14 protein-coding genes and 1 tRNA gene are annotated in these 13,734 nt (G+C 54.7%); 7 read left to right on the forward strand and 8 right to left on the reverse strand.

Annotation, left to right across the window (positions count from 1 at the left end; translation table 11 throughout):
- Positions 1-113: 113 nt before the first annotated feature.
- Positions 114-296, forward strand: a complete 183-nt coding sequence (locus FY206_RS25500) for a helix-turn-helix domain-containing protein (protein WP_223226790.1) — start codon at positions 114-116, stop codon at positions 294-296.
- A 43-nt stretch (positions 297-339) separates the two neighbouring features.
- Here the strand turns inward: FY206_RS25500 and FY206_RS02390 are convergent, their stop codons facing one another.
- Both FY206_RS02390 and FY206_RS02395 read right to left on the reverse strand, forming a co-directional pair.
- Positions 340-1,530, reverse strand: a complete 1,191-nt coding sequence (locus FY206_RS02390) for a tyrosine-type recombinase/integrase (protein WP_016154414.1) — start codon at positions 1,528-1,530, stop codon at positions 340-342.
- A 175-nt stretch (positions 1,531-1,705) separates the two neighbouring features.
- Positions 1,706-1,781: transfer RNA gene (locus tag FY206_RS02395), tRNA-Phe, on the reverse strand.
- Positions 1,782-1,950: 169 nt separating this feature from the next.
- Here FY206_RS02395 and FY206_RS02400 point away from each other — a divergent pair.
- Complete coding sequence (locus tag FY206_RS02400; RefSeq protein WP_032643750.1) at positions 1,951-2,796, forward strand: AraC family transcriptional regulator; 846 nt, start codon at positions 1,951-1,953, stop codon at positions 2,794-2,796.
- 36 nt (positions 2,797-2,832) lie between these two features.
- A complete protein-coding gene (locus FY206_RS02405; protein ID WP_032643752.1) occupies positions 2,833-3,423 on the forward strand; it encodes a LysE family translocator in 591 nt (196 codons plus the stop codon).
- On the opposite strand, the gene FY206_RS02410 is transcribed toward FY206_RS02405, so the two are convergent.
- The 5 genes from FY206_RS02410 to aspA all read right to left on the reverse strand — a co-directional run bounded on the left by FY206_RS02410 (position 3,420) and on the right by aspA (position 9,002).
- A complete protein-coding gene (locus FY206_RS02410) occupies positions 3,420-3,995 on the reverse strand; it encodes a transcriptional regulator (RefSeq protein ID WP_032643754.1) in 576 nt (191 codons plus the stop codon). The two genes, FY206_RS02405 and FY206_RS02410, sit on opposite strands and share 4 nt — an antisense overlap.
- Positions 3,996-4,044: 49 nt before the next feature.
- Positions 4,045-5,736, reverse strand: coding sequence for a protein-disulfide reductase DsbD (locus tag FY206_RS02415; protein ID WP_032643756.1), 1,692 nt, complete (start codon positions 5,734-5,736; stop codon positions 4,045-4,047).
- Positions 5,712-6,035 (reverse strand): divalent cation tolerance protein CutA, encoded by a 324-nt coding sequence (gene cutA, locus FY206_RS02420; RefSeq protein WP_014168278.1) that lies wholly within the window; start codon positions 6,033-6,035, stop codon positions 5,712-5,714. The genes FY206_RS02415 and cutA overlap by 25 nt, the downstream gene beginning before the upstream one ends.
- Before the next feature lie 113 nt (positions 6,036-6,148).
- Positions 6,149-7,450 (reverse strand): anaerobic C4-dicarboxylate transporter, encoded by a 1,302-nt coding sequence (locus tag FY206_RS02425; RefSeq protein WP_024907357.1) that lies wholly within the window; start codon positions 7,448-7,450, stop codon positions 6,149-6,151.
- A gap of 115 nt (positions 7,451-7,565) precedes the next feature.
- Positions 7,566-9,002 carry an aspartate ammonia-lyase gene (gene aspA / locus FY206_RS02430; RefSeq protein WP_003855923.1) on the reverse strand — a complete coding sequence of 479 codons (1,437 nt, stop codon included), beginning with the start codon at positions 9,000-9,002 and terminating at the stop codon, positions 7,566-7,568.
- 335 nt (positions 9,003-9,337) lie between these two features.
- Between aspA and FY206_RS02435 the strand changes: the two genes are divergently transcribed.
- Positions 9,338-9,802, forward strand: coding sequence for an FxsA family protein (locus tag FY206_RS02435; protein ID WP_023616652.1), 465 nt, complete (start codon positions 9,338-9,340; stop codon positions 9,800-9,802).
- Between the two features lie 23 nt (positions 9,803-9,825).
- Here FY206_RS02435 and yjeH read toward each other — a convergent pair whose 3' ends face one another.
- On the reverse strand, positions 9,826-11,073 hold the full coding sequence (gene yjeH / locus FY206_RS02440) for an L-methionine/branched-chain amino acid transporter (protein ID WP_032643758.1): 1,248 nt from the start codon (positions 11,071-11,073) through the stop codon (positions 9,826-9,828).
- A gap of 179 nt (positions 11,074-11,252) precedes the next feature.
- Here yjeH and FY206_RS02445 point away from each other — a divergent pair, with 179 nt between their 5' ends.
- The 3 genes from FY206_RS02445 (at position 11,253) to FY206_RS02455 (ending at position 13,709) form a co-directional block, all read left to right on the forward strand.
- Positions 11,253-11,546, forward strand: a complete 294-nt coding sequence (locus tag FY206_RS02445; protein WP_003855929.1) for a co-chaperone GroES — start codon at positions 11,253-11,255, stop codon at positions 11,544-11,546.
- 31 nt (positions 11,547-11,577) lie between these two features.
- Positions 11,578-13,221: a chaperonin GroEL gene (groL, locus tag FY206_RS02450; RefSeq protein WP_014882201.1), complete on the forward strand. Its 1,644-nt coding sequence runs from the start codon at positions 11,578-11,580 to the stop codon at positions 13,219-13,221.
- A 134-nt stretch (positions 13,222-13,355) separates the two neighbouring features.
- A complete protein-coding gene (locus FY206_RS02455) occupies positions 13,356-13,709 on the forward strand; it encodes a DUF4156 domain-containing protein (RefSeq protein ID WP_008502942.1) in 354 nt (117 codons plus the stop codon).
- The last annotated feature ends 25 nt before the right edge of the window (positions 13,710-13,734 follow it).

Below are 13,734 nucleotides of genomic sequence, written 5' to 3' on the forward strand. Positions count from 1 at the left end.
TGAAGGAGGGGGTAGACCATCTCATCGCTTACGTTGCTGATGAAGACATTACAAACATCGCGGTGTATTAATCAACGGGGATCAGGTCAACCCGCCTCAACAATGGCGAGTCACTGACCGTCAGGAGCCTTGCTGACGAATTTAGCATTTGCGAAAAAACAATACGGCGTGATCTGACCGAACGTCTTGCTTACCTGAACTTGCTCCGACAGGGAAAGCAGTACTGGATCGCTTCACGTTTAAGTCCATACAGCGCGGTAAATATGCCAGAAGGTTATAGAACAAACAAAAAATAAAAGAATTACGTTCCCCGCACCTTCAGGTGCGGGTGAACAACCACTAACTTTTTGTCGATGAACTGAGAAGATTGTCAATATAATCAGCGTACCACTGCATCATTTCTCGTCTTCCATCCAGATACTGTGCATGGTTATATGTGCCGCGAATGCTGTTTTTATCCACGTGAGCGAGCTGCATCTCGATCCAGACTGTATTAAACCCCTGCTCATGCAAAATGGTGCTCATAGTGTGGCGAAAGCCGTGTCCGGTAGCTTTACCATCGTAGCCGATACGTTTGATAACCATGTTGATACTGGCTTCACTCATCGGTTTGTTGATGTTGCAGCGCCCTGGAAACACGAGTTGATACTGACCGGTATAAGTGCGGAGTTCCAGCAGGATCGACAGAACCTGGTCTGACAAAGGCACCAGATGTTTGCGGCGCTTTTTCATCCGGCTTTCGGGGATTGTCCACAATGCATTCTCCAGATCAAACTCTTGCCATTCTGCAGCGCGAAGTTCAATCGTACGAACCCCCGTCAGTAGCAGCAGACTGGTTGCCATACGCGTAATGCAACTGCCATGGTAATTAGCCAGACTGGCAAGGAACGCGGGTAACTCGGATGCCTGTAGGTGAGGGAAGTGCTCGGTCTTTGGTGCGGTCAGAGTACCGGTCAGTTCCGCAGCTGGATTAATCGTCGCACGCCCTGTTGCTATGGCGTAACGGAAGATCTGATTGCAGTACTGCCGGACCTTACGTAATTTTTCCAGCGAACCGCGTTTTTCAATCAGCCGTAAAACTTCCAGCATCTCCAGAGGCAGGATCTCAGCGACAGGGCGTTTGCCCACATACGGGAAAATATCCTTCTCCAGCGCCTCCTGAACGCTTTCTGCGTAGCTTTCCGACCATGAGATACACTTATGCTTATGCCACTCCATGGCGAGTGCCCTGAAGGTATTTACGACGGATATTTTTTTGGCGAGTTTTTCGAGCTGCTTTTTCTCACTCGGATCGCCGCCATCAGCAATCACTTTTCTGGCTTCATCGCGTTTTACACGCGCGTCAGCCAGAGAGATTTCAGGATAAACACCGATAGATAACTTTTTCTCTTTACCGGCGATACGGTATTTCATACGCCAGTAGCGTTTTCCGGTGGTGGTTACCAGGAGAAAAAGGCCACGTTCGTCAGAGAGTTTATAGTCCTTCTCTTTAGGCTTGGCGGTCTCGACCTGCCGGGCTGTCAGTGCCATATGGGGGCCTCAATTTTCATTGAACACAAAGAGCCCCCTGAAAAGCCCCCGGATGCAACTTGATTTAGAGAGAATCGAGTTGAGGTCAGTGGAGTTCGTAATGTTGGAAAGTGGCGTATAGCAGTGATTATACTTGAGTTTTGTGATGTTTGGGAGACGTACATTGAAGTGAAAGTGGTGCCCGGACTCGGAATCGAACCAAGGACACGGGGATTTTCAATCCCCTGCTCTACCGACTGAGCTATCCGGGCAACGGAGCGCATTAAACCGCAATCACGCTCGATCGTCAACATTATTTAGGTAAAAGCTGTTCAACTGCTTAAGTTTGCGGCAATCTGTTCGTTTTAGCCGTGAAAATGCACAAATCTTCCAGACAGAACCAGTGTAATACGGCAATGCTGATAGTAAGAGGAGGGCAGTATGGCGAATGACTGGCTTGAACTGCGTCAGCATGCAGATACGGGCATTGAAACGATTAAAGCGCATTTCGAAGGGCATGCCTTTGATCCGCACTGGCACGATAGCTATCTGGTAGGAATAACCCTCTCCGGCACGCAGCAGTTTCACTGTCGCCGTGAGCGTCATCGTAGCCAGCCTGGCGACGCATTTCTCCTTGAACCCGGTGAAATTCACGACGGCGATGCGCCTGTAGAAGGCGGCTTTACCTATCTGACCTTCTATCTGGATGAGCGCTGGCTTCATCGTGCGCTACATGGGCTTTACGAATCTACTCCCGGGAGTTATTCACTCCATTTTGCCCAAACGCTGACGCGAGAGCCGCAGCTGGTGCGCGTTATCGGTGAGACATTCTCTACCCTGCATAATGATGAGATGAAAATCGTTCAGCAGAGCACGATGGATAATCTGCTCTCCCGAATCACCGCCCATTGCCACTGGCGTAAAAAACTGCCGTCGCAGTTACAAAGCGCTGCCGTGGCGCACCGTGCGCGCGACTATCTCTACGCCCATATCGGCGAGAACGTAGGGCTTTCAGACCTTGCGCGCGAGACGGGGACGGATCGTTTTACCCTGACGCGCTGTTTTAAGCGCGAGTTCAACCTGGCGCCGCACGCATGGCTTATTCAGCTGCGTCTGGCAAAGGCCAGGCAATTGCTGGCGCGTGGCGACCAGCCCGTTGACGTGGCTGCCGCAGTGGGTTTTGCCGATCAAAGCCATTTGGGACGTTGGTTCCAGCGGGCTTACCGCCTCTCTCCTGCACACTACCGACGGTTGTGCACAAACCTTCCAGACGTTTCCAAAAAATAACGGCACATTCATGGCTCTAATAAAAAGGAGCCTCCTGTGAGTTTAATACCCTTTCTGCTGTTCGCATTTGTCGCCTCCATTACGCCGGGGCCAACCAATATCCTGGTGCTGACGAACAGCCAGCACTTCGGCGTAAAGAGTACCGTACCTGCTGTTCTGGGCGGGTGTATCGCCGCCAGTGCAATTGTGCTGGTATCAGGCGCGGGCGCTGGAGAAGTTCTGCGTCAGTATCCTCTGGTACGTCAGATAATGAGCTGGACAGGCGTGCTGTGGCTAAGCTGGATGAGCTGGCAACTGTTTCGCGCCCCGGCCACTCGTCTTTCCACTGAAAGCCCTATCCGATTCACCGCTCAGGCGGCGGCGCTGCTGCAGATAGTGAACCCCAAAACCTGGATGATGGCGTTGGCCGTCGTTAGTCTGTTTGCCCCTGCTGGCGACCATGCATTATGGGATATTGCGCTAATGGCGCTATGGTTTCTGCTGATCTCAATAGCCTGTTTGATGTGCTGGGCGTGGTTGGGGAAGGCGGTGAACCGAATTTTCCGCACCACCGTGGCGATGGTGCGTTTTCAGCGCCTGATGGCGCTGTGCCTGCTTGTCTCCGCCTGGGCGGGCATTCTGGTTTAGGTCAGTGCACCGCCCATACGGCACTGAGCAAAACGCAAAATATCTTCCGCCAGGCGATGCGCCGTATCTACATCGGCCTGGCTGCGGTTCACCAGCATGCGGCTGAGGCAACCTTCCAGCACCAGCTCCATCTGCTTCGCCACCATTGCCGGATCATCAACTTCCAGCGTGGTCAGCAGCTCGTGGGTGAAGTCATGTGCCGCCCGTTTTTGCTGGTCCGCCAACTGGTGGATAGGATGGCCAGGGTCGGGAAAATAAGTGCAGGCGGCGATGAACAGACAGCCCGGGTAGCGGTTGTTGCTGACGCATTCCGTCAGGGCGGTATACCGCGCCAGCAGCTTTTGCTCCGCAGTCAGCTCTTCATTCAACATCAGTTGCCTGCGCCAGATATCCACCTGCTGGCTGAGATAGCGCAGGGCATCATAGAGTAGCGCCTCTTTATCCGGCCAGAAGCGCTTAAGTTCATCCAGAGGATAATCGATACGGTCGGCTACCATCTCAAGCGTGGTGCTGGCGATCCCTTGAATCTCAAGTAATTGCAGGGCTTGTCCCAGTACGTCTTCACGTTGCACGATTATCTCCTCCGCTATTCCCAACGGTTTGTTCCGTTTAAAGTGTTGTTTACGGTTGGCGATTGCGCAAATGCGCGCTAAATGCTGCTGCATCCATAAACCCGGTTACACGCTGTTCTGGCTGCTCCTGGCCCTGTTGATTAAAGAACAGGATGGTTGGCAGCCCGAGTACGTTAAGCTGCTTCAGCAGAGCCTTATCCTGCGCATTGTTGGCGGTCACATTCGCCTGAAGTAACACGGTCTCTTTCAGGGCGCTTTGTACCTGCGGATCGCTAAAGGTGTATTTTTCAAACTCTTTACAGGCGACACACCAGTCGGCATAGAGATCGAGCATCACCGGTTTACCGTTCGCCTTTGCCAGGGCACTGTTGAGTTCATCCACGTTTTGAATCTGGGTGAAGTTCAGATGTGCCTGAGTCTGACTCACCGGCGAACCGAACGCCCAGTCCTGCAGAGGACGAACGCTCACCAGCGCGGCAGCCAGCAGCAGGATTTGCACCAGGCGCATCCATGGCTTCTTCGCCCCGAGGCTGACGATAAATGCCCAGGCAAAGAATGCGACGCCAAGCGTCGCCCACAGGCGCAGGCCCCATGCGTCGCCGATGATACGCTCAAGGAGGAACACCGGCAGCGCGAGGATGACAAAGCCAAATGCGGTTTTCACGGTCTCCATCCACGGGCCGCTTTTCGGCAGCAGTCGATTGCCGAAGACCGTGACCAGGATCAGCGGCAGCCCCATGCCAAGAGCGTACAGGTACAACGTTCCGCCGCCGAGCCACATGTTGCCGCTTTGGGCGATATAAAGCAGGATGGCGCTCAGCGGGGCGGTGGTGCAGGGGGAACAAATCAAACCGGCGATGGCGCCCATCACAAATACGCCGCCAGGCGAGCCACCCTGCTGGCGGTTACTCATCAGCGTTAGGCGCGTTTGAAGTGCCGACGGTAACTGCAGCGTGAACAATCCGAACATCGACAGTGCCAGCAGAATGAAGACCACGGACAGGCCAATAAGGACGTAAGGATGCTGCAGTGCGGCCTGGAACTGTAGCCCGGCAGCGGCAACCACAAGGCCAAGGGCGGTGTAGGTCAACGCCATGCCCTGCACGTAAATAAAGGCCAACAGCAGCGCGCGTGCGGTGGAAAGCCGTTGCTTACCGCCCAGCACGATGCCAGAGATGAGCGGATACATCGGCAGCACGCAGGGGGTAAAGGCAATGCCAATGCCAATCAGTAAGGCCCACAGCGCGGAGAACGGCAGGTCAGCAGGAGCTTCACGCTTCTCGCCCGAAGGCAGAGGGATAACCGCGGCAGCCGCTTTCACTTCACTGAGCGGAACGACCTTCGTTTCCGGCGGATAGCAGAATCCCGCGTCCGCGCATCCCTGATAGGTCACCGTCAACGTCGCGCCTTTATTCGCCTGATTCACCGTGACGGGGACGCGCAGGCCCTGGCGGTAGATTTCACTCTTACCGTAGAACTCGTCCTCATGCCACTCGCCAGCGGGCATCTGTAATGCGCCCACGCTGGCCTGCGAAGGGGTAATGCTTACCTGCTTGCGATAGAGGTAATAGCCCTCTTTTACCTGCCAGGTAAGCGTCAGGTCGTGCTGGTTTTGCTGAAAATCGAAAACAAACGCCTGGTCGGCGGGAATGAAGTTCGAACGGCCGGGTGCGTCAAACAACCCGGCAAAAACTGATGTGCTGCACAGCAGCAGGATCAGCGTAAGGAAGCGTTGAGCCATGAGAGATAGTCGTTATCGCCATGAACCACTGGCAAGACCAGCAGTTCCGGGGTTTGGTAAGGATGATGAGACTTGAGGCAGTCCAGAAGCGCCTGCTGATTCGCCAGATTCGTTTTGAGCAGCATCTGGACTTCGTACTCTTGCTCCAGCTTGCCTTCCCAGTAATAAAGGGACGTGGCCCCGGGGAGGAGCGTCACGCAGGCTGCCAGTTTTTCGGCCAGCACTTTGGCGGCGAGATCCTGGGCAGAGGCTTCATCAGGGGCGGTACACAGTACGACAACAGCATCAGGCGTGTTCACAAGTGGACCTCCTCATCACGAAAGGCTTCACTATATCACGCAAGGCGGTTGGTCATTAATGAAACGGGCCGCAGAGCGGCCCGATTTTAACTATTTTTACAATCATTCACCGTTTACAGCACCACGCCGCCAATGATAAAGCCGAGGATCACGCAAAGCGAAATGGCGACCACGCCAGGGATCAGAAACGCGTGGTTAAACACATACTTACCAATACGGGTTGAGCCAGTATCGTCCATCTCCACTGCCGCCAGCAGGGTTGGGTAGGTTGGCAGAACGAACAGGGCCGAAACCGCCGCGAAAGAGGCAATCGCCGTCAGCGGCGTAACGCCCAGCATCAGTGCCGCAGGCATCAGCGCTTTGGTGGTCGCTGCCTGCGAGTAAAGCAGGGTAGCGGCAAAGAACAGCACCACCGCCAGCAGCCACGGATAGTTGTGCAGCAGGTCGCCCGCTACGGTCTGAATATCGCTGATGTGCGCCTTCACGAAGGTATCGCCGAGCCATGCCACACCCAGTACGCACACGCAGGCGCTCATACCGGATTTGAAGGTGCTGGCGTTCAGCACTTCACTGGTGTCAATTTTACAGGTGATGCTAATCAGCGTCGCGATAGTCAGCATAAACACCACAATCGCTTCGTTACGCGGCAGGACCGGGTTCTGGATCAGACCCACGGTGTCGCTGATGGCGGTCGCGTAGAACATCACCGCGACGATACCGATCAGGAACAGCAGCACGGAGCGCTTCGCGTGCGGCTTCAGCTCGAAGACCTGGCTGCCGCGCAGGCTCACTTCGCCTTTTGCCAGACGCTCCTGGTACACCGGATCGTCCTTCAGCTCGGCGCCGAGGAAGTTACACAGCACGGCGGTAATCATCACCGCAATCAGCGTCACCGGAATACAGATCGCCAGCAGCGTCAGATAGCTCACGCCCATCGGCTCGAGGATACCGGCGAAGAAGACCACCGCTGCGGAAATCGGCGAAGCGGTAATCGCAATCTGGGACGCGACGACGGCAATAGAGAGCGGACGAGAAGGACGGATACCCTGCTCTTTCGCCACTTCGGTAATCACCGGTAGCGTAGAGAAAGCGGTGTGGCCCGTGCCGGCGAGAATGGTCATAAACCAGGTCACCAGCGGAGCAAGGAAGGTAATGTACTTTGGATGGCGGCGCAGCATTCGCTCCGCCAGGCTCACCAGGTAGTCCATACCGCCTGCCACCTGCATGGCGGCAATAGCGGCAATAACAGCCATTATGATTTCGATAACGTCGAACGGGATAGCGCCGGGTTTAATCTGAAAGATAAGGGTAAGAACGAGCACTCCAAGACCGCCGGCAAAACCGATGCCGATACCCCCGAGTCGTGCTCCCAAATAAATCGCCAACAAGACGATGACGAGTTCTGCTCCAAACATAAGGACCTGCCTTGCTTATTAACAAGTTGATATTGAATTGTTGTATTTTGGTAACGCCTAAAAAGAAAAAAGGCACGTCACAAGTGACGTGCCCTAAGAAGCCTAGCCTGAACGGTTACTGTTCGCTTTCATCGGTATATCGTTTCGCTTTATAGGCCGGGTGCATCAGGTTCTGGGCGGAGAAGATATCGTCCAGCTCGGCTTCGGTCAACAGCCCGCGCTCCAGCACCACTTCACGCACGCTCTTACCGGTTTCGGCACAAATCTTACCGACGATGTCACCGTTGTGGTGACCGATGAACGGGTTGAGGTAGGTGACGATCCCGATGGAGTTATAGACATAACCTTCACAGACTTCTTTATTGGCCGTGATGCCGTTAATGCATTTTTCCAGCAGGTTGTAGCAGGCGTTGGTCAGGATGTGGATAGATTCAAACATCGCCTGGCCAATCACAGGCTCCATGACGTTCAGCTGCAGCTGACCCGCTTCAGAGGCCATGGTCACGGTCGTATCGTTACCGATGACTTTGAAGCAAACCTGGTTCACCACCTCTGGAACGACCGGGTTCACCTTGGCTGGCATGATGGACGAACCCGCCTGCAGTTCTGGCAGGTTGATTTCGTTCAGGCCAGCGCGCGGACCGGAAGAGAGCAGGCGCAGGTCGTTACAAATTTTGGACAGTTTCACCGCCAGACGTTTCAGCGCGCTGTGTACCATGACGTAGGCGCCGCAGTCTGAGGTGGCTTCAATCAGGTCTTCTGCAGGCACAACCGGCAGGTTAGAAACTTCAGCCAGCTTCTGTACCGCCAGCTGCTGATAGCCATCCGGTGTGTTCAGACGCGTACCGATGGCGGTTGCGCCCAGGTTCACTTCCAGCAGCAGCTCGGAGGTGCGCAGCAGGTTTTTCGTTTCTTCGTTGAGCAGCACGTTAAACGCGTGGAATTCCTGGCCGAGGGTCATCGGTACCGCGTCCTGCAGCTGGGTACGCCCCATTTTCAGGATGTCCTGGAACTCAACCGCTTTACGCTGGAAGCCATCGCCCAGCTGGTTGATCGCATCCACCAGCTTCACGACAGAGGCATATACCGCGATACGGAAGCCGGTAGGGTAGGCGTCGTTGGTAGACTGGCATTTGTTAACGTGGTCGTTCGGGTTCAGGTACTGGTATTCACCTTTCTGGTGACCCATCAGCTCCAGGCCGATGTTTGCCAGCACTTCGTTGGTATTCATGTTGACGGAGGTACCCGCGCCGCCCTGATAGACGTCAACCGGGAACTGATCCATGCATTTGCCGTTGTTCAGCACTTCATCGCAGGCTGCGATAATCGCATTTGCCGCGCTTTTAGGAATGGTTTGCAGCTCTTTGTTAGCCAGGGCTGCGGCTTTCTTCACCATCACCATGCCACGGACAAACTCAGGGATATCGCTGATTTTGCTGTTGCTGATGTAGAAGTTTTCAATCGCTCTCAGAGTGTGAACACCGTAGTAGGCATCCGCTGGAACTTCCCTGGTACCCAACAAGTCTTCTTCGATACGAATGTTGTTTAACATGTGAACCTTCTTTTCAAGCTGCCGATGGATTGTACTAAACACACAGTATATATGTGGTTTTGAATATTTTCTGACCGACGATTATTCCCTCAATCAGCCAGATGCTCGAGATCATATGCTGATGATAGCGAATTGCCGTAAGCTGGATCACTTATTATCGAGCCGATTCCATGATAATTATTAATCTGTGAAATGGGTCACCGCTTTAATATTTCCAGAAAAAATATCCGTGCAAACCGATTGAATTTTCGCTAATCGACACCATCTCATACAAACGCGCGTCGCGAACACATTCAGACAGGGGCCCGATGGCACCTGCCACACAGGAGATGCCAGTGCGCTGGATACCGTTTATTGCTTTCTTTCTCTATGTTTACATTGAGATTTCCATTTTCATCCAGGTGGCCCATGTGCTGGGCGTCCTGCTGACGCTGATTCTGGTGATTTTCACCTCCGTTATCGGCATGTCGCTGGTGCGTAATCAGGGTTTCAAAAATTTCCTGATAATGCAGCAGAAGATGGCCGCAGGCGAAAGCCCGGCGGAAGAGATGATCAAAAGCGTGTCGCTGATTATCGCGGGGCTGCTGCTGATTCTGCCGGGGTTCTTCACCGACTTCCTTGGACTTCTGCTGCTTCTGCCGCCGGTGCAAAAGCACCTGACCATGAAGCTGCTGCCGCATCTGCGCTTTAGCCGTATGCCCGGCGGCGGGTTTAGCACCGGGCCAGGCGATACCTTCGAAGGGGAGTATCAGCGTAAGGATGAACAGCACGACCGTTTAGACCATAAAGACGATCGGTGATGTTGTTGCCCGGTGAGCTTAGCTTACCGGGCCTCCGCGTTTTGCCGCTTCGGTAAAAACATCCACAGCCCCGCCAGCATCACGATCGCGTACAGGCTCTTCCATCCCACCATCGCCAGCAACAGCAGGCAAAGCACGCCCCCAACGACCGCCAGCGCTTTATAATGACCTTTCAGCAAACGACATCCCGCCAGCATGCACAGCAGGTAGATCATGATGAAAATGCCGTTGGCGTAGACGATCAGCGCGTCGAGATTGATCTTCAGCGCGTAAATACACAGCGTGCTCAGCACGCAGCAGCCCAGTACGGCATTCAGGGCATTTAACGGAAGCTGGCGTTTGGACAGACGCGCGAGGCGATTCTCAGGTTTGTAGAGCGCCTGCGACCACACCAGCCGGGCAAAGCTCTGGATATAAATATTCAGGCTGGCAAAACAGGCCAGATAGCCGATGACGCAGGCGATCCACAGCGCCTTCACGCCGAACAGTTCCACTACGATACCCGGCAGCGATGCCGCAGCAGCGAGATCCGCGCCGAACGCGTTGAAGTGTAATACCAGCACGGTGCACGCCCAGTAAACCGTGCCTGCCAGCAGCAGGCCTATCATCAGCGCGCGGGGGAAATCGCGTTCAGGCTGCTTAAATTCAGAGGCCAAATGGGCAAAGGCCTCCAGACCCACAAAACACCAGAACATAACGGAGAGCGCGGCGAAAAGCTGCGAGCGATCGACGTCTTTCACCGCCGGGAAGGGAATGTCCTTGATGGTAATATCGCCCGCCCACCAGATAGCGGCAACGAGCGCGACGATCAGCACCGCAACCAGCGTCTGCAGGTTGGCGCTGGAGCTGGCCCCGCGAGAGCCCACCCACCAGACGATAGCCAGCGTACCCAGTTCGGCCAGCAGTAGCTGCTCGTTATGCCAGCCAAACAGCGCCTGACCAAAGCCGGTGGCAATATGCAACGCCGCGGGAAGACCAACCGGAATGACGGAGAGAAACAGCCAGCCGGTCACTCGCTGTAATCGCGGGCCAAAGGCCAGCCCGACAAAGTGCGCCACGCCGCCCGCGCTGGGGAAATGTCGCCCCAGGATGGCGAACACAATGGCGATCGGGAAAACCAATACAATCAGCGCGGGCCATGCCCACAGGCTATTATTTCCAGCCACCATCGCCGCCAGTGCGGGTACGGCAAACACGCCCGTCCCTAACAAGGAGGTCGAGAGCAGACCAACACCCTGCGCCAGCCCCAACTCCTGCTTGAGTCCACTCATTAACATTGCCCTGCCCGTACCCAAAGAGAGGCGATGGTAACACTTTCGCAAATTTTTTTTTCGACTCCCCCTTGAAGGGCTAAAAAGCTATCCCCATCTCTCAGGGCACTAGTCGGAAAACCGCATGCGGGCCGGCGTCATCCATAACTGATAATGACTTTCTCAAAGGAGAGCTATCAATGAGTATTCGTCCGTTACATGATCGTGTGATCGTCAAACGTAAAGAAGTTGAAACCAAGTCTGCTGGCGGCATCGTTCTGACCGGTTCTGCAGCAGCCAAATCAACGCGTGGCGAAATCATCGCTGTCGGTAAGGGCCGCATCCTGGAAAACGGAACTGTGCAGCCGCTGGACGTTAAAGTTGGTGACATCGTAATTTTCAACGATGGCTACGGCGTGAAATCCGAGAAGATCGACAATGAAGAAGTGTTGATCATGTCCGAGAGCGACATTCTGGCAATTGTTGAAGCGTAATTTACGCACGAGAATTTGAGGAAATAAGAACATGGCAGCTAAAGACGTAAAATTCGGTAACGACGCTCGTGTAAAAATGCTCCGCGGCGTAAACGTACTGGCCGATGCAGTTAAAGTGACCCTGGGCCCGAAAGGCCGTAACGTAGTGCTGGATAAATCCTTCGGCGCGCCAACCATCACCAAAGATGGTGTTTCCGTAGCACGTGAAATCGAGCTGGAAGACAAGTTCGAAAACATGGGCGCTCAGATGGTGAAAGAAGTTGCCTCTAAAGCGAACGACGCTGCAGGCGACGGTACCACCACCGCGACCGTTCTGGCGCAGGCCATCATCACCGAAGGTCTGAAAGCCGTTGCGGCGGGCATGAACCCAATGGATCTGAAACGCGGTATCGACAAAGCTGTCGCTTCCGCTGTTGAAGAGCTGAAAGCGCTGTCCGTACCGTGCTCTGACTCCAAAGCCATTGCTCAGGTTGGTACCATCTCCGCTAACTCCGACGAAACCGTGGGTAAACTGATCGCGGAAGCGATGGACAAAGTCGGTAAAGAAGGCGTGATCACCGTTGAAGACGGTACCGGTCTGGAAGACGAACTGGACGTGGTTGAAGGTATGCAGTTCGACCGCGGCTACCTGTCCCCATACTTCATCAACAAGCCAGAAACTGGCGCTGTTGAGCTGGAAAGTCCGTTCATCCTGCTGGCTGACAAGAAAATCTCCAACATCCGCGAAATGCTGCCAGTGCTGGAAGCCGTTGCGAAAGCAGGCAAACCGCTGGTTATCATCGCTGAAGACGTTGAAGGCGAAGCGCTGGCAACGCTGGTGGTCAACACCATGCGCGGCATCGTGAAAGTGGCTGCGGTTAAAGCACCTGGCTTCGGCGATCGCCGTAAAGCGATGCTGCAGGATATCGCTACCCTGACCGGCGGTACCGTGATCTCCGAAGAGATCGGTATGGAGCTGGAAAAAGCGACCCTGGAAGACCTGGGCCAGGCGAAACGCGTTGTGATCAACAAAGACACCACCACCATCATCGACGGTGTGGGTGAAGAAGCCGCTATTCAGGGCCGTGTTGGTCAGATCCGTAAGCAGATCGAAGAAGCAACCTCTGATTACGACCGTGAAAAACTGCAGGAGCGCGTAGCGAAACTGGCAGGCGGCGTTGCGGTAATCAAAGTTGGTGCGGCGACCGAAGTTGAAATGAAAGAGAAAAAAGCGCGCGTTGACGATGCCCTGCACGCGACCCGTGCTGCGGTAGAAGAAGGCGTGGTTGCCGGTGGTGGCGTTGCGCTGGTGCGTGTTGCCGCTAAGCTGGCTGGCCTGACCGCTCAGAACGAAGACCAGAACGTGGGTATCAAAGTTGCGCTGCGCGCAATGGAAGCGCCTCTGCGTCAGATCGTTTCTAACGCCGGTGAAGAGCCATCTGTGGTTGCCAACAACGTGAAAGCGGGCGAAGGTAACTACGGTTACAACGCGGCAACGGAAGAATACGGCAACATGATCGACTTCGGTATCCTGGACCCAACAAAAGTGACCCGTTCTGCTCTGCAGTACGCGGCCTCTGTTGCGGGTCTGATGATCACCACCGAGTGCATGGTGACCGATATGCCTAAAGGCGACGCGCCTGACTTAGGTGCTGCCGGCATGGGTGGCATGGGCGGTATGGGCGGCATGATGTAATCGTGCGCTCTACGTCGTAGAATGTGAAAAACCCCCGGGCAGAGATGCTCGGGGGTTTTTCTTTTGGTCATCTTTTAGGTATAAGATCTACACACGGACAACTACTGTCCAGCTTATTGAAAACGAGGAATAACATGCGCGTAAAAGTCTGTGCAGGGATTGTAGGGGCAGCATTGCTGCTGGCGGGTTGTAGCTCCAGCAATGAGCTGTCGGCAGCGGGCCAGGGCGTTCGCTTTGTGGAAGATAAGCCTGGCAGTGAATGCCAGCTGTTAGGCACGGCAACCGGTGAGCAAAGTAACTGGATGTCGGGTCAGCATGGCGAAGAAGGCGGCTCAATGCGCGGTGCGGCAAACGCCCTGCGTAACCAGGCTGCAGCCATGGGCGGCAACGTGATTTACGGCGTGAGCAGCCCAACGCAGAGCATGTTGTCCAGCTTCGTGCCGACCGCCAGCCAGATGACGGGCCAGGTCTACAAGTGCCCGAACTGATGGCCTTTTTCCCTCTCCCTGTGGG

The sequence above is a fragment of the Enterobacter chengduensis genome (assembly GCF_001984825.2).
GTDB classification, from domain to species: Bacteria; Pseudomonadota; Gammaproteobacteria; order Enterobacterales; family Enterobacteriaceae; genus Enterobacter; species Enterobacter chengduensis.